Genomic DNA, 16,864 nt, shown 5'->3' on the forward strand with positions numbered 1-16,864 from the left:
CCTGTAACCAATAAACAATGCAGCTAAAAGACGCCCGAATATTAATCATAGATGACGATACCGATGTATTGACTGCCATGCGGTTATTGTTCAAATCGAAGGTAAAGGAAGTGGTGACGGAGAAGAAGCCCGATCATATCCTGTCCATTCTCAGTAAATCCAGTTTCGATGTCATTATACTGGACATGAACTTCAACGGGCTGGTCAATACCGGTAATGAAGGCTTGTTCTGGCTTCGTAAGATCCGGGAGGCAGATGAGAAGGTAGACGTCATTCTTATTACGGCTTATGGAGATATTGACCTGGCCATACGTTCCCTAAAAGAAGGAGCTTCCGATTTCCTGGTAAAACCCTGGAAAAATGAAAAGATATTGCAGTCCGTCCAGGACCTTCTCGATAAAAAGAAATCCCGTAAAAACCCGGTAAAGCCCGTGAATTTGGAGGGCGACAGGATACTGGGGGAAAGCGATGTGATGCGCGATGTTTTCCTGAAACTACAAAAAGTAGCGCCCACCGATGCCAATGTGCTGATACTGGGAGAGAACGGGACCGGGAAAGACCTTATTGCAAGGGCACTGCACGACAATTCCCTGCGAAAGGACAAGCCTTTCGTTAAAGTGGATCTCGGAGCGCTTACTCCTTCACTTTTCGAAAGCGAATTGTTCGGTTATAAAAAAGGCGCATTTACCGATGCGCGGGAAGATCGTAAGGGTAGGTTTGAAGCGGCTTCCGGGGGAACACTTTTTCTCGATGAAATAGGAAATATCAGCCTGCAGCAACAGGCACGTTTGCTTACCGTATTGCAAAACAGGTATATTACCCCTTTGGGCTCCAATGAGACCGTCCCGGTAGATATCCGGCTTATCTGTGCCACCAATACGGAACTTTCGGAACTGGCCGATGAGAACAGGTTTCGCAAAGACCTTATTTACCGGATAAATACCGTGGAAATAACCGTTCCGCCGTTGCGGGAACGCGGAAAAGATATCCGGGTACTGGCCGATTATTTCGTACAGCTTTATGCCGAAAAATATATGAAAGAACCGTTTTTACTGGACAAAAGTTTTGTAGAAAAACTAAAAGACTACTCTTTTCCGGGAAATGTACGGGAACTACAGTACGCCCTGGAACGCGCGGTGATTATGGCCGAAGGTGAAACCCTGTTTGCAGATGATCTGGTGTTCTCCCCCATAGAAAAGTACCAGCAACCGGAAAGCCCCCGCGATCTGAAGCTGGAAACCATTGAAAAGAATACCATTCTTAAAGTGGTGGAGAAAAACAACGGCAATATTTCCAAATCTGCCAAAGAACTCGGTATCACCAGGGCTGCCCTGTACCGTAGATTGCGCAAATATGACCTTTAGATCCTATAAAAAGGCCCTCCTGTTACGAATAAGCATCCTGCTTGCTTTTCTCGTTATGCTCGCTTTTGCCATAAGCAAAGGCAATGTGTATTATATTATTCCGGCCTGCTTGTTAAGTGCCTGGTCCTGCAATTACCTCTACACATTTTGTGTAAAGCGGTTTAATGCGATAGACGATTTTTTTGAAGCCGTAAAATACAGGGACTTTTCCCGCTGGTACCCGGAGAAGAACGGTACCGGGGATATCCGCACCCTGCATACGGGCTTTAACGAAGTAAACCGCACCGTAAAGGAAATGAACAGCGAAAAGGAACGGCAATACCTCTACCTGCAAAAAATACTGGAAATGGTAGATGTGGGCATCATGGCCTATGACCAGGAAACCGGAAAAGTATTGTGGGATAACGAATCTTTGCGAAAACACCTGGACATCCCCTCCGTAAAAAATGTCCGCTTCATATCCAGCAGGAAACCCGCCCTGTTCCGGGATATATTCGAAAAAGACCATTCCAGGGAAACATCCGTGACCGTAGATGCAGGCCATCAGAAAAACAAGATGCTGGTATCCAATGCCGTTTTTCATGTGGGAGAAAATACCTTTAAACTGGTTGTCCTTCAGAACATCGAAGATACGCTCAACCAGAATGAGTCCGAAGCCTGGAAAAAACTGCTCAGCGTTATGACGCACGAAATCATGAATTCCATAGCCCCCATATCGTCCCTGGCCGAAACCCTGAAATCCAATATGCAAATGGCTATAGACCATCCGGATGAATATCCGCTGGAAATGGAAGATATGCGGATGGGAATAGAAAGCATAAAAAAACGAAGTGAAGGGCTGATGAAGTTTGCCAAAACCTACCGGAGCCTGAACAAAGTGACCAGTCTTAACAAAACCCGGGTCCTGTTATACGAATTCTTCCGCAATATAGACAAACTGATGTCGCCCTCCCTGCAGGCAAAAAAAATAAAAGTCGATTACAGGACAGAACCCCACGACCTGGAAGTACGTATAGATACCTACCTGATAGAGCAGGTGCTCATTAACCTGATTTTGAATTCGGTAGACGCATGTGAAGGAAAGGATGATGCCCGGATTATAATTTCTGCCGACCGCCACCTGAACGGCAATGTAGTGATCCAGGTAACCGATAACGGAAAAGGCATACCCGATGAGGTGATCGATAATGTATTTGTTCCGTTCTTCAGCACCAAAAAGAAAGGCAGCGGGATAGGGTTGAGCCTGTGTAAGCAGATCATGCTCCTGCACGAGGGGAGGATACAGATACGTAGCGTGGAAAAGGAGGGAACGGTGATGAGCCTTATTTTCTGAGAAACCATTCGCATCTTACCGGTTAATCTCCCTGGCCAGGGGGGCACTGTGACTTCTTTTTTTAATATCTACGGTATAGGGAAATACTTTTTCCAGCCCTCTACAGACAGGGCAAGGCCCGGAAATTTACCGGGACACCAGCCAAAATACAGGACCAAATTCCTGGAGTTGTATTTAAGCAGTCTCTGAGATGCGGATGTATTAAAAACCCTAGCCAAATGGCACTCCGTTGTCGGGTTCGTTCTATTTTGATAAATATCTGCTATGTATGTGTGTTTTGGCGATAAGGAGGAAGTATGTCGCATTTACCCCTCTAAAAAGTCTTTTTTGCACGCCTTATATGTAAAACAGATCGTTGAACTTTGTTATAGAACCAAATACTAACCATGAGTAATTTATGATTCGCGTAAAGATTTGGAAGCAGTAATCCGGATGGGGACGCAGGAAGGACTGAAATCAATCCTTGAAAGGCTGAATTATTTTTAAACCTATCCGAAAGCTAAAACTCAAACAGTTTCTGATTAAAAAGAGGAAAATGGAAAATAAATTCTTAACAGCTAAAGTCATCATTAATGAAGGCCTTGAAAGGGTTTGGGAGCACTGGACAACACCTGAAGATATTATGTGTTGGAATATTCCTTTTGAAGACTGGCATTGTCCGAAAGTGGAAAATGAAGTGAAAAACGGCGGAAGCTTTAACTTCAGAATGGAAAAGAAAGACGGAAGTGAAGGCTTTGACCATAAAGGAAAATATGACAAGGTAAAGCCCTTAAAGGTTATTGAAAATACTCAGGAAGATGGTAGAAAAACAATTACCGAGTTCAGTTTTGAGGAGGGGAAAACAGCCATTACGGAATATTTTGAACCTGAAGACGGCACTCCTGCGGACGTACAGCAGGACTTTTGTCAATCGGTCTTAAATCGTTTTAAAAAATACGTGGAAGGAAAATAGAACGCAATGATACGAAAAGAGCTTACCATAAAAAGAGCAGGAACAAAGGAGTGGATCGGACTTGCTATTATTGCCCTGCCATGTATGCTTTACTCCATGGATCTCACTATCCTTAACCTGGCAGTACCCCAGTTAAGCGAGGATCTGCAACCCACAAGTACACAGTTATTATGGATTGTAGATATTTATGGCTTTGTCATCGCGGGGTTGATGATCCCGCTGGGAGCGTTGGGTGACAGGATTGGCAGAAAAAAACTGCTGTTGATCGGTGCTGTTGTCTTTGGCCTGGCTTCTGTGCTGGCCGCCTTTTCAAACAGCGCCAATTCCCTGATCGCATCAAGAGCTGTTTTGGGAGTGGCCGGAGCTACTCTGGCTCCATCTACCCTGTCCCTTATAAGAAACATGTTTGAAGACCCGAAACAGCGAACCCTGGCTATCGGAATATGGATCACCAGTTTTTCCATAGGAGGTGCCATAGGTCCGGTAATCGGTGGGATTATACTGGAATATTACTGGTGGGGGGCGGTCTTTCTGGTGGCCATTCCCATTATGATATTGTTATTGATCCTGGGGCCTTTTCTGCTTCCCGAGTTCAAAGATCCTGATGCCGGAAAAATGGATTTTATCAGTGCTTTGATGTCATTGGCCGCAATTATATCAGTAGTATTTGGCATCAAGACCGCTGTAAAAGAAGGCTTTGATTTTCTGCCGGTTTTCTTTATACTTCTGGGTATACTGATCGGCAGGCTGTTCATAAAGCGGCAACAGAGATTGGATAAGCCACTTATTGACCTTAAGCTATTCCGCAACCGGAAATTTTCCGTTTCACTGACCCTGCAATTATCGGCCGCGTTTATGCTTTTCGGAATGTTTTTGTTCATTGCCCAGTATTTTCAGCTGGTCATGGACTTTTCTGCATTCGAAGCGGGTCTATGGGGCATTTCATCCGGAATCGGTTTTGTCATCGGCTCACTCTCCACCCAATATCTGACCACTAAATTCAGGCCCGTGTTTATCATGGCTTCGGGGTTTGTACTGGCGGCCCTGGGTTTTGGATTACTGCTTTTTCTCGGTAAAAACTTTGACCTGTTTTTTATCGTAAGCGGTTTTGCCATTTTTTCCGTTGGAATTGCGCTGGTCTTTACATTGGTGACCGATGCCATTGTGGGAAGTGCTCCGCCGGAACAAGCCGGTCTGGCCTCATCAATGTCGGAAACAAGCTCGGAACTGGGAGGAGCATTGGGTATTGCTATTTTGGGAAGTGTGGGCGCACTGGTGTATAAAAACAAAATGTCCGGGTCCGCTTTTCAAGACGAATGGAACGTGACTGATTCCCTGGGAAGTCTTATTGTTCGTGCCAATCAATTACCAACAGATTCGGCAGACCTTATCGCCCTGGCAAAAGAGGCATTTACAAGCGGCATGCATTGGGCTGCCGGCATATCTATGATCTTATCGTTAATACTTGCCTTTTTATGTCTGAAGATTTTGAAGGAAACAACATCATCTCAGACATAGATTTACAACAGGAATCAGAGTATCTTTAAAGGAAGGCCGCACTCAAAAAATGAATAATATCCGTTCCGGAAATGTTTGTCGTAAGCAATTTTAGCAATGAACTCGTTTAAACTTTTTTGATTGAAGCGAACCTGCCTGGCCGGCGGGCAGGAAATAGAGATTTTTGTTCCAAATTTTGGGTTTTTTGCGCTGCATAGCAGAGCTACGGAGTAATAAAAAGGCAAAATTTGGGGCAAAAAGATCATTTTTCAACCTCCCGATATTTATCAGGATGAAATCAGTTTAAACAAACTCTGAAATTTATGTCTTTCTGCGAATTTTTCAAACTGTTTTTTCTTTTCCGGGCTGGCCAGGTAATGGTTTCCATACGGATTTTTTCTTTAAAATCCCGGTTTTCGGGGATAGTATCGGACAGCCTGTTTTTACTACTTTTGCCACACAGAACTACAAATAGTAGTTATTAATTTACAAAACCAATAAACAAGAATTTAAATGAACACAAACGATCAAATCGGAGCAGGGATAGGTCTCTTGGCCATATTGTTTTATCTAGCCTTAATAGTCCTCACCATTGCCGGAATGTGGAAAACATTCGAAAAAGCCGGAAAACCGGGCTGGGCTGCAATTGTACCTATTTATAATATTGTTATACTTGTAGAGATTGTGGGAAAACCGATGTGGTGGATAGCATTGTTGTTTGTACCATGTGTAAACATAGTGGCTAATATCTGGCTAACCAACCTGCTTAGCAAAAGTTTCGGTAAGAGCGAAGGATTTACAATCGGACTTGTATTATTGCCCTTTGTTTTTTATCCGATGCTGGGTTTCGGAGATGCAAAATACGAAGGACCTTCGGCGGCGGAAGCCAATACTCACGTAGTTTAGTATTTCCTTAAAAAGCAATATATTGTGAACCCGGAACCGCAAGGTATCCGGGTTTATAGTAAAATAAGATATATATGCACGGAAGTTTCTGGCATTGGCTGCAACATCATCTGATTCCCTGCCCGTTGAAATGGCTGACGGGTATAGATTGTCCCGGGTGCGGTTTTCAGCGTTCGTTTATGGCCCTTCTGCAGGGAGATTTACAAAAAAGTGTGGAACTATATCCGGCTACCGTACCTCTCCTTATTCTTTTTGCCGTAGCCTTCTGGCACAAAAAGTTCGCCCCGGAAGGAAGAAGCATCATGCTGAAAACACTTCTTTTCCTTACCGGAAGTATTATTATCATATCTTATATCCTGAAAATGTACCGCTTGTATAACGCTATGAGTAGATCGTAGTTTTCTGTACAACTTTCGTATTCTTCATTTCCCCTGTTTTATTCCCATCTGATCCGGTATTCGGAAGGTCTTCTCGTGGAAGATATTCATTTTCAGTGGTTTTTCCCGTAATTGTCACAAAACACCCCCCTTAATGTCCCTATATCACCCTTTCCGGGTGAAAAGGAATCCGCAATTTTACATTACGGTTACAGGATAGATAAAGATCCGAAGGATAAAATCAAAACAGTTTCTGGAATGAAACATAACGCTTTTAAAATCAGTATATCATGAAAAACAAAGAAGTAGTACAACAGGTTATACAGGCATTCCTGGACAGCGACACGGAAAAAGCCTTGTCTTATATGACAGAAGATATAAAAATGGGATGGCCCGGGTTTTTTGACCTGGCCCCGGGAAAAGATGCCTTACGGGAGTTTTTTGCCAATATCCCTGAAATGGTGTCCGGTACCGTCGGTGATTTCATTGAAGAAGGAAATAAGGTGGCGGGTACCGGAACCGTTACTTCCAAAGGAGAAGACGGATCGCTTAAAAAAAGTTTTTTCTGTGATGTTTACGAACTGCAGGACGGAAAAGTAAAGGAAATAAAAAGTTATATGGTCTTTGAACAAAAGCAGGAAGCATAGTACCGGGCAGATTACTTACCGCCATACCATTTTTCCCTTCTCCGGTAAAAGTGATATGGCGGTTTTTTATTGTTATGTGCCGGTATGCCTGCGTGATATTTATCAAGTTGAATTACATGTGTTTGTAGTGATTTAACAATGCAGATCATTCTTCTTCGCTATTAAAGAAATAAAAGTATCTTTGCCGCAAATCGGTTACCGGTGTTTTTTGCATCGGTATTAAAAGGGAATCCGGTGAAAATCCGGAACTGTCCCGCAGCTGTAAGCTCATAAACCGAAGCCCGTTTTTATGGTCACTGTCCCGAGTTATCGGGATGGGAAGGCCGGGTGTAGGGAGCAAGTCAGAATACCTGCCGATGGATTGTTTATTCATGGCTTTCGGGGATTGAAGCCGGAATAGAGGGTATTTTGTATGCTTTCTTCTTCGTTTTTCGCATATACCATGCGAAAAACATCTCCCTGATGCCGTGATCCGAAAAAAGGATACGGGAGATGTCAACTTACAAAAAACAGAGTCTATTTATTGTAATCCTCTTGCTACTGGTAGCACCGCTGGTCTGTGCCCAGGAGAAAGATAGTGTCCGCTACCGGCAACTGGAAGAGGTGGTCCTTGTAAAGGACCGCAAACAACGGCAGCACACTTCCGCAGTTCCCGTACAAATACTTTCCGGTGAAGAATTACAAAAACTGAACAGCCTGTCCGTGGCAGAGGCTGTCAGGTATTTCAGCGGCGTACAGATCAAGGATTACGGTGGAGTAGGAGGACTAAAAACCATCAACGTCCGCAGTATGGGAACGGAACATACCGGGGTTTTTTACGACGGTATCCGCCTGGGGAATGCACAAAACGGGCAGGTTGACCTCGGGAGGTTTTCCCTGGAAAATATGGAAGAGATTGCCCTCTACAACGGGCAACGTTCCGATGCCGGGCAATCCGCCAAAGCCTATGCATCTGCAAGTACCATTTATCTCCGGACCAGGTCGCCCGAATTTACTACCGGAAAACGGGTTCATCTCAAAGCGGGAATAAAAACAGGTTCTTTCGGGTTGGTAAACCCCTCCTTAAATGCCGATTACAAAATAAACGAACACCTCGCGGCCCGTATTAGCACCGGTTATATATACGCGCACGGCCGTTATAAATTTCGCTATACCAACGGAAGCTATGATACTACAGCCACCAGGCACAATGCCGACATCCGGTCGTACCGGCTGGAAACGTCAGTTTACGGAGCCACGGGCTTCGGAAGTAAGTGGAATGTAAAGTATTACCACTATGATTCGGAACGGGGATTGCCCGGTGCCGTAGTAGCCAATCGTTTCCGCCGTCCGCAACGGTTATGGGATGAAAACAACTTTATCCAGGGAGAGTTCCGGCAACAGGTAGGAGATCGCTATTTCCTTGTAGTAAGAGGAAAATATGCCAAAGACCACACCCGCTACCGCGATCCGGAAATCGTGACCACCTCCGGTTTCCTGGATAACCGCTACGACCAGAAAACCTACTATCTCTCCCTGGCAAACAATTTCCGTATTTATGACTTCTGGAAAATCTCCCTTGCTACCGATTATGAAAACAATACACTTGATGCCAATCTCTATCGCTTTGCATATCCCGAACGCAATACATTCCTGGCGGCGCTGACCACGGATTTTGACTGGCAACGGCTTCGGGTACAGGCAGGGATTCTGAGTACCACCGTTCGCGAATCCGTCAGATATTACGAAGGAGCGGAAGACAAACAGGAATTTACCCCGACGGTGACGGTAAACTGGCAACCCCTGGAAACAAAGGATTTTCGACTCCGGGGATTTTACAAACGCATTTTCCGTATGCCCACGTTCAATGATCTGTATTACACATTCATTGGCAATACACTGTTACAACCCGAGTATTCCAGCCAGGTAAACGGTGGTTTTTCATATCAACATATTTTTGGCAGGCATTTTCTGGAGTTTCAGGCGGATGTCTACAAAGTGTGGATAACCGATAAAATTGTTGCGGTCCCCGGAGCAAACCTTTTCCGGTGGACCATGCTCAATCTCGGAAAAGTGGAGACTACAGGGCTGGAAATAAGTGCCGGAACTTCCGGAAGAACAGGTTTCGGCCTGGGGTATTCCGCACAATTTAATTACACCTGGCAACAGGCATCGGATGTTACTCCCGGAGGGTCGAGTTACGGGGACCAGATTCCGTATATGCCAAAGCACAGCGGCAGTATAAACCTGGGCACAGACTATAAGCGTGCGGAACTGAATTACAGCTTTATTTACACGGGAGAACGGTACAGTCAGAAAGCGAATATCCCTTCCAACTACCTGCAGCCGTGGTATACGCATGACCTCGCCCTGCGGTACAGGATAGCACTTTTTGGTGACGAACTACTGCTCGGAGCCGAAGTCAATAACCTTTTTAACCAATACTACGACGTTATAAAGAACTTTCCCATGCCGGGGCGTTCCTATCGTTTCACTTTAAATTATACATTGTGACAGAACAGAAAAAACAAACATCATGCTTTGCGGTATACTTGCTATGCCTTTCGATAATACTGCTCGGTTCCTGCCGTAATGATGATATAACTGATTTTACAGAAGACGATCAGGTCCCGGAAGTTCCCGTAGAACCAGGAGAGCCTGAAGAACCCGGGGAACCTGAAGAGCCTGATATGGAATTAAGAGTCGAAGGCTTTTTTCTTCTGAATGAGGGAAATATGTTCCAGAATAAAGCTTCACTGGATTATTTTGATTCTTCCGCAGGAACGTATAGACGGAATATATTTTCCCGTTCCAATCCCGATATGGTGGGAGGCCTCGGAGACGTAGGGAATGACATCGGGATCTATGGTTCCAAGCTATATGTAGTGGTCAATGCCTCCAATAAAGTGGAGGTACTTGATGTAGAAACCGGCAAAAGGCTGAAACAAATAGAAGTGAACAATTGCCGGTATATCACTTTTTATGAAGGCAAGGCTTACCTCAGTACTTATCTGGGTACCATAGGAGACCCGAACGCACCGAATGGTATCGTGGCCGAGATAGATACCACGAACCTGAGTATTACCAGGACTGTGGAAGTAGGCCGGCAACCGGAAGAACTGGTGGCACATGAAGGAAAGATATACGTAGCCAATTCCGGCGGTTACAGTCCGCCCGATTACGAAACCACCCTCTCGGTTATCGACATAACTTCTTTTACGGAAATAAAACGGATAGAAGTGGCGGAAAACCTGCACCGGGTAAAGATCGACGATGAAGGAGACCTGTACGTCTCCTCCCGCGGAGATTATTTTGATATACCTTCCCGGTTGTTTGTGGTGGATACGGAAAAAGATTCTGTAAAACACCACTTCGATCTCGCTGCCAGCGATCTCGCCATCCACAACGGTATTGCCTATGTCTACAGTACGGAGTTCAGCTATATCACCGGGACCAATACAATATCCTATAACAAGATAGATGTCCATACCGAGGAAATACTGGAAGGCTCTTTTATAACGGACGGTACCATAGAAGAGATAGAAACTCCCTACGGCATTGCCATTCGCCCCGATACCGGGGAAATACTGCTCACTGATGCAGGGGATTACGTAACCCCCGGAACGCTGTACTGTTTTAACCCGGACGGAACTTTTAAATGGTCCGTGAAAACAGGCGATATCCCTGCGCATTTTGCTTTTAAAACCGCTAAATAACAATGTAACTAAACTAAATGATCATACCTATGCACACCTTAAAAAGAATGAACCGAAGTGTCCCGGCTGTTTTGTGCAGCCTGGCATTATCCCTGTGTTTTTTATCCTGTTCTGACGACGATGATATCATTGTACCCGAAGAACCTACGGAAGAAGTGCCTGCGGAAGAAGAAACTCCCCCGGAAGAAAGCGAAAAAGTACCGGAAGTAGGATTTACTACGGAAGAAACCGAATTCTTTCTGCGTGTCGGAGATACCCTGACCCTTGCTGCAGGTAACGCCAACGAATCCGAATACGAAGAAGAATGGAGCCTTAACGACCTGGTGGTGTCCACTACCGGGGAATTAGAATTTATTCCCGAAGAAACCGGGGAGTACACATTGCGTTATAAAGCGTTTAACAGTGCCGGGGATTTTGAGAAAGAATTCCGTATTGAAGTAGCTATACGCCTGCGGCCCATAACGGAGAACGGCAGCTCTTATGTAACCGAATTGTTTGAATTTTTGCCTGCGCCCGGGCAGTTTATCAATAAAAATCCGGGAAATATGGAAAGTGCGGAAGGAATTGTAGGTAAAAAAGGACTGGTAAGCCTGGGAGGCTGGGGAGGTACTATTGTTCTCGGTTTCGATCATACCGTTATCAACAAAGAAGATACCGGGGATATTATGATATACGGCAATGCCATGCCCAATTTTGCCGAACCCGGGGTTGTATGGGTGATGCAGGATGAAAACGGTAATGGCCTGCCGGACGATACCTGGTATGAGATTAAAGGAAGTGCTCATGGTATGGAAGGCACTATTAGAAATTATGAAGTAACCTACTTCCGTCCGGGAGATGCATCAGAGAGTGTGCCGTGGGAAGATAACCAGGGAAACAGCGGGGTCATCGCTACCAATGCCTTTCACAAACAGCCATACTATCCGGAATGGATAGAAGCGGATTCTTACACTTTGAAAGGTACGTTGTTATCTTCTGTGAACATTGATATGAGTAATCCGTCCTATATCACCAGCACGCCTTTTGAATACGGGTATGCCGATAACACCATGGGAGGCGATGCCATAGATATTGCAGATGCCATAGACGCAGCCGGCAATACCGTATCCCTGGAAGGCATAGATTTTATAAAAATACAGACCGGCATCCAGGCCAATATGGGATGGCTGGGAGAATTGTCTACGGAAGTAGCCGGTGTGGCTGATTTGGGTATTACAAATTAACCAATGTATCTGATATTAAAAATGAAAAAAAGAAAATACGTAATTCAATTACTATGTCTACTGGCTTTTGCAGGTTTTATCGGCTGTAATAGTGATGATGATTTTTCAAATACTCCGCCATCTTCTGAAGATCCCGGGAAAGAAGTAGAAATACCATGGGACTCCATTATTTTCCTTGAGGAAAAATTACAGGATACTTTAACTTTGGGACAGCTAATTATGCTGCAACCCCAATGGGAATCCACCAGTGAGGTTACTTATAGCTGGACGATAGCTGATGAAGAGGTCAGTACGGATTCCATTTTCAGTTTTGAACCTTTAGACCGGGGTGATTACGAAATATCCTTTACCGTGGCAAATGATGAAGGAGAAGCCGGTATCGTGTATAAGATTCATGCCCGGGGAGCTTATGAAAACGGATTTTATATTGTAAACGAAGGTTGGTTCGGGCATGGAACAGGTACGGTGAGTTTTTATCGTTACGATACCGGGGCAGTGGAAGACAGTGTATTTGTAAAGACCAATCCGGACAAAGACCTGCTTCCGGTGTTATCCACTTTGCAATACGGAACCATACATAACGAACAGCTTTTTCTCGTTTCCAAAGCCGGTGGTCCCCTCGTGGTTGCAGATGCCTATTCCCTGAAAGAAAAAGGAAGAGTATCTGCCCAGGGCGGTAGCGACTGGCGTGCATTTGAAGGACTGGATGACAGCCACGGACTGGTCAGCGCCCGGGACGGACTTTACAGGTTAAATCTGGACCCGGTTGAGGTAGGCAGTAAAGTAGAAGGTATCAGCGGACAGACCGGAGATCTTATGAAAGCGGGAAATCGTGTTTTTGTCCTTTCGCAAAGTGAAGGGGGCCTGGTGCTTAATGCGACCAGTCTGGAAATAGAAAAGACTATTCCGGGAATGCAGATAGGCTTTGCCCGAACTGCGGATGGTATGGTATGGATGGCTGGCGGAAACAGTCTTATAGGTGTAGATCCCGGGACACTGGAAACCGTAGAAGTAGATCTGGGCTTTCAGGCATACGGCACCTGGGGAGCCTGGCATCCCGGATCTATAACGGCCGGCGATACCGATGTATACATTGCAAAGAATGCGTCGTTCAGCGGGGGGAATGAAATTTATCGTTATACCGGGGATGCCAGGTCGTTGTTGTCTCCTTTTATAACCCTGCCCGGGGAGAAAGTAATGTACGGCTCCGGGATAGGCTATGACCCGCATACCGGCACGTTGGTGGTCAATACCGTAAATAAAGGTTTCGGGGATAGTTTCAGTAAAAATGTGCTCTTCCTTTATGACGGGCAAACCGGTAACAAAAAAGAAGGGAAAGCATACGAAGGTTATTATTTCCCTTCCGTTTCTGTTTTCCATGGAGAATAAATAACGGATAGAAATGGAAAAACAGCCTGAAAAGCAGCATTACTTTTCAGGCTGTTTTTATTATTGGAGAGCAAACGGGTTTATTTTCAGGAAGAAACCACTCCCAGGGTATATAACCTTTCCAGCGTCGGTGCTTCACTTCCTCCTTCGGGCTCCAGGGTAATACCGAAACCTTCGGATACGTTGGCATTGCTCAATTCGAATATTTTATTTTCGTCCGTTTCAAAACCGTCAAGCAATCCCATACTGGTCGGCGTTAGCGGGTCCATTTTCAGTGACCATATTTGGTATACCATGCCTTCCGGCGGATCGGGAAGTCCCTGAGCATCTATATAAGTCACGTTTTTTTCCTTATCCCAGTAAATGGCAGCATAAGCTTCCGGAGCAGCCTGTTGTCCTTCCAACGGAACTTTCAGAATGTTCCTGTCCCGTAGGATTTCCAGGAGTTCCCTGGTTTTCTCCACATTCTCCCTGGCATCTGCAATCCGGATCTCCAACTGTATATTCCTGTTGCGGGTTTCCTCCAGCGATTCTTCCAGGTTTCGGTTCTGATTAAAGAGGAAAAACAGTCCGGCAAGCAGAATAACACTTGCTGCCCAACCGGTATAGGTAAACCAGTTGCTGCGTTTCCGTACGAGTGGTCCTGTCACGGCTCGCGCAGATAATTTTTCTTTTATAGATTGCAACAGGAGTTCCGGGTTCTTAGGAGCAACGGCTCCTGACAACTCCATTAACGCCTGTTCAATTTCCTCTACCTCGGTCCGGATTTCCGGATATTGTTTCAAATGACGGGTGATTTCCCTGTTTTCCGCTTCAGGCAGGGCACCGTACACATACAATTCGAGAATACCGGAGGCTATAAATTCTTCTGTGTTCATTATCTGATGACGTTAGCACGTAGTTTATTAATACACATCCTGTTCCTCGTCTTTACGGTTCCCAGTGGAATTTGTAACTTTTGGGCGCTCTCTTTTTGGGTAAAGCCTTTAAAGAATAACAGGTCTATCAACTTTTTACACATAGGCCCGAGAATGTCTATATATTTTTGCAGCCCGATGGCGTCTATTTTACCGGTAGCCGAATTTCCGGATTCCAATACATCCGAAAAATACTCTTCCTGGACATTCCTCCGGCTGTTTTTAAATTCTTTGGATCGCAGCCGGTCAATCGATGCGTTTCTCGCAATGTTCAGTATCCAGGTAAAAAAGCGCCCCTTCTCCGGATCATAGGAGTGAGCTTCGTGCCAGATTTTCAAAAAGACATCCTGGAGGATTTCTTCGGAGACCGCTTCGTCACGAATGATACTGTAAATAATTCCGTAAAGGCTCTTGGAGTAAAGCTCGTAGATACGTTCAAAGGCTTGTTCGTTACCGTCCCGGAGTCGGGAAATCAAAAGATCTTGTTGCATAGATGAGGCATTACAGTTTAAATTTAAGTGTTAAATGACAAAGTGCCAAGTAAAAAAACATTAAAAAGCGAAAAAGAAAATAGCCTGAAGTTGAACTTCAGGCCATTTCCTTCGCTTACAACTAACTTAGAAACTACCGTGAATTTCACGAAACTATGAATAACCCTGCTATTGCCGAAGCGGTATCGCCGTCCATCGGTTCATCATAAGACTGGGATACTGCTATATTGTCAAAATCTGTTGCGTTAACGAGGTTTACACCTCCCTGGGTCACGTTTTCTTCTCCGTCATACACGGCTTGTGTAGCCTCGGGCATTCCGGGACCTCTTTCATTTAATGTAATCCATCCCAGTGCATTCTGATCCAGGTCCATATCCATTACATGTGCCCGAAGCCTTCTTATTTCGGATGCGTGACGTGCTTCTACGGAGTGAATCTGCAGTGCGGGGGTGAGGAAAGGGGTGCCCATCAGGTTTCCGGCCTGCCCTTTATAGGCCCGGACACCGGTGTCTTCAAATGCCTGGGCAAGAGCGAGGAGTTGCGCATAGGCTACTTCCTGTCCCGTGCCGTTTTCGTTAAAAGGGTCAAACATTCCCCCTGCCGTAAAGTCAAAAACAGGAGAGTCTACGGCATCATCACCGAGCCCGGCCATCAGAAAATCGACATGAGCCGATTCGTGTTTCGAAATTTGCTCATAAATGGCTTCTGCATTGCTTCCGGAAGGAAGTACTCCTGATTCCAAAGCCTTGATATAAAATTCGGCTTCGAGATATTCGAGGGTAAGGGCAAGTTGAAGCGCCCCTATGGCTGCATTCTGATCCTGAAAAGCAAAACTCCTGGTAGGTGCTACGGCCAATCCGAAAGGAATAGCTGCCAGGGCGGCTTTTTTACCAAGTTCACCGAAAGTACCGAAAACAGCTCTCCTGGAAGAAGTTTTAGCCAGAAGGTTATCGGAACTGAAGGCTTCTAAAAATTTTATGATTTCCATAATTTTTCTGTTTTAAATTAATGATCGGGCAAACTATTCTTCGGGTAGCTGGTTGGCAGTGAATTCGGTTTTGATAAAACCTGTTTGGCCTACAGCATCCAGAATTTCGGAAGGCGGTTTTGCCAGATCCAATCCGTTGGAATCAATAATGTCGTCCCCTGCAAATGCTGTAGGATCATCGATATAGATAGATCTTATTGCGGCTGCGTGCCTGGCTTCGACAGAAACAATTTTCCCGGCTATAACAAGGTAGTCCGGTGTTTGAATGTATGCCCCGGCTCCATTATAAGCTGCTACCCCGGTATCTTCCAGTACTCTTGCCGTAGCAAGAACAGAGTTTCTGTCACCGAAGTTGACAGAGGAAAAATCGAATTCCAGTTCAGGTAAGACTTTGCTGCTATCCCCGTTCACGGCGGCAGTAATAGCGGCTTTGAAGAATTCGCGATGAATCACCTCGTGCTTATAAAGGTCTTCGAGGATCAGCTTTTCTTCGGCACTTGCACTCATCCAGTAAGAACCGTCCAGAACACTGGTGTAAAAAGCAGCTTCCAGTTGTTCCAGGGCATAGGCATAATTCAGTATTCCGAGATCTCCGCTTCCAAGGTCAAAAACATCATCCGGATCTGTCATACCATTGTCGTCGTCATTGTTACAGGACAATAACAGACCGGTACCCACAACAGCCAGACTTCCGATTTTCAGGAATTGTCTTCGGGAGTTTGACTTCCCGTTTACGGATTCCCGAAGATTTACTTTAACAGGTATTTTTTTCATAATTCCGTATTTTAGTTACGCCGAGACTTACGCAGTTATTCGGGGGGAGGTTTTATTTTTAATGTTAAAATTATGTTAAAAATAAATAACTAACGACGAAGAAATATAAAGGCTTTGCAGAAGTTGAGGAGTCCGGATATATCGGGATGGCGTTGGAGGTATTATTTCTTTGTTACAGGTTCCAAGTTCCAGGTTTCAGTTTGGTTTTGTTGCCAGTTGTCGGCTTTCCGATCACGGTATTTATATTTCACCTCTAACTTGCCCCTTTACTGAGTTTATCGAAGGGCTCAGGGAGCTATAAATATGTAACC

At 45.1% G+C, this 16,864-nt stretch carries 15 protein-coding genes and 1 riboswitch; of the genes, 11 read left to right on the plus strand and 4 right to left on the minus strand.

Annotation, left to right across the window (positions count from 1 at the left end):
- Window positions 1-17 precede the first annotated feature (17 nt).
- The 11 genes from ACVBDU_RS21410 to ACVBDU_RS21460 all read left to right on the plus strand — a co-directional run bounded on the left by ACVBDU_RS21410 (window position 18) and on the right by ACVBDU_RS21460 (window position 13,383).
- Window positions 18-1,364: a sigma-54-dependent transcriptional regulator gene (locus ACVBDU_RS21410; RefSeq protein ID WP_447181734.1), complete on the plus strand. Its 1,347-nt coding sequence runs from the start codon at window positions 18-20 to the stop codon at window positions 1,362-1,364.
- A complete protein-coding gene (locus ACVBDU_RS21415) occupies window positions 1,354-2,697 on the plus strand; it encodes a sensor histidine kinase (RefSeq protein ID WP_447181735.1) in 1,344 nt (447 codons plus the stop codon). The genes ACVBDU_RS21410 and ACVBDU_RS21415 overlap by 11 nt, the downstream gene beginning before the upstream one ends.
- 535 nt (window positions 2,698-3,232) lie before the next feature.
- On the plus strand, window positions 3,233-3,649 hold the full coding sequence (locus ACVBDU_RS21420) for an SRPBCC domain-containing protein (protein WP_447181736.1): 417 nt from the start codon (window positions 3,233-3,235) through the stop codon (window positions 3,647-3,649).
- 6 nt (window positions 3,650-3,655) lie between these two features.
- Window positions 3,656-5,167, plus strand: coding sequence for an MFS transporter (locus ACVBDU_RS21425; RefSeq protein ID WP_447181737.1), 1,512 nt, complete (start codon window positions 3,656-3,658; stop codon window positions 5,165-5,167).
- Between the two features lie 492 nt (window positions 5,168-5,659).
- Window positions 5,660-6,052: a DUF5684 domain-containing protein gene (locus tag ACVBDU_RS21430; protein ID WP_447181738.1), complete on the plus strand. Its 393-nt coding sequence runs from the start codon at window positions 5,660-5,662 to the stop codon at window positions 6,050-6,052.
- A gap of 74 nt (window positions 6,053-6,126) precedes the next feature.
- Window positions 6,127-6,450, plus strand: a complete 324-nt coding sequence (locus ACVBDU_RS21435) for a DUF2752 domain-containing protein (protein ID WP_447181739.1) — start codon at window positions 6,127-6,129, stop codon at window positions 6,448-6,450.
- A gap of 269 nt (window positions 6,451-6,719) precedes the next feature.
- Window positions 6,720-7,076 (plus strand): nuclear transport factor 2 family protein, encoded by a 357-nt coding sequence (locus ACVBDU_RS21440; RefSeq protein ID WP_447181740.1) that lies wholly within the window; start codon window positions 6,720-6,722, stop codon window positions 7,074-7,076.
- A 175-nt stretch (window positions 7,077-7,251) separates the two neighbouring features.
- A riboswitch (cobalamin riboswitch) is annotated at window positions 7,252-7,448 on the plus strand.
- 120 nt (window positions 7,449-7,568) lie between these two features.
- Complete coding sequence (locus tag ACVBDU_RS21445) at window positions 7,569-9,569, plus strand: TonB-dependent receptor plug domain-containing protein (protein WP_447181741.1); 2,001 nt, start codon at window positions 7,569-7,571, stop codon at window positions 9,567-9,569.
- Entirely contained in the window at window positions 9,566-10,771 is a 1,206-nt protein-coding gene (locus tag ACVBDU_RS21450; protein WP_447181742.1) for a DUF5074 domain-containing protein, read from the plus strand. Before ACVBDU_RS21445 ends, ACVBDU_RS21450 begins: the two co-directional genes overlap by 4 nt.
- Window positions 10,772-10,818: 47 nt before the next feature.
- A complete protein-coding gene (locus ACVBDU_RS21455) occupies window positions 10,819-11,994 on the plus strand; it encodes a cell surface protein (RefSeq protein ID WP_447181743.1) in 1,176 nt (391 codons plus the stop codon).
- A gap of 21 nt (window positions 11,995-12,015) precedes the next feature.
- On the plus strand, window positions 12,016-13,383 hold the full coding sequence (locus ACVBDU_RS21460) for a DUF5074 domain-containing protein (RefSeq protein WP_447181744.1): 1,368 nt from the start codon (window positions 12,016-12,018) through the stop codon (window positions 13,381-13,383).
- A gap of 86 nt (window positions 13,384-13,469) precedes the next feature.
- Here ACVBDU_RS21460 and ACVBDU_RS21465 read toward each other — a convergent pair whose 3' ends face one another.
- The 4 genes from ACVBDU_RS21465 to ACVBDU_RS21480 form a co-directional block, all read right to left on the minus strand.
- A complete protein-coding gene (locus ACVBDU_RS21465; RefSeq protein ID WP_447181745.1) occupies window positions 13,470-14,261 on the minus strand; it encodes an anti-sigma factor in 792 nt (263 codons plus the stop codon).
- The gene (locus tag ACVBDU_RS21470) at window positions 14,261-14,791 is read right to left on the minus strand and encodes an RNA polymerase sigma factor (protein WP_447181746.1); all 531 of its coding nucleotides are present in this window, start codon (window positions 14,789-14,791) and stop codon (window positions 14,261-14,263) included. The genes ACVBDU_RS21465 and ACVBDU_RS21470 overlap by 1 nt, the downstream gene beginning before the upstream one ends.
- 145 nt (window positions 14,792-14,936) lie before the next feature.
- Window positions 14,937-15,779 (minus strand): ferritin-like domain-containing protein, encoded by an 843-nt coding sequence (locus tag ACVBDU_RS21475; RefSeq protein WP_447181747.1) that lies wholly within the window; start codon window positions 15,777-15,779, stop codon window positions 14,937-14,939.
- Between the two features lie 33 nt (window positions 15,780-15,812).
- Window positions 15,813-16,553 (minus strand): ferritin-like domain-containing protein, encoded by a 741-nt coding sequence (locus tag ACVBDU_RS21480; protein ID WP_447181748.1) that lies wholly within the window; start codon window positions 16,551-16,553, stop codon window positions 15,813-15,815.
- Window positions 16,554-16,864: the final 311 nt, after the last annotated feature.

This window comes from Sinomicrobium endophyticum (assembly GCF_052983315.1).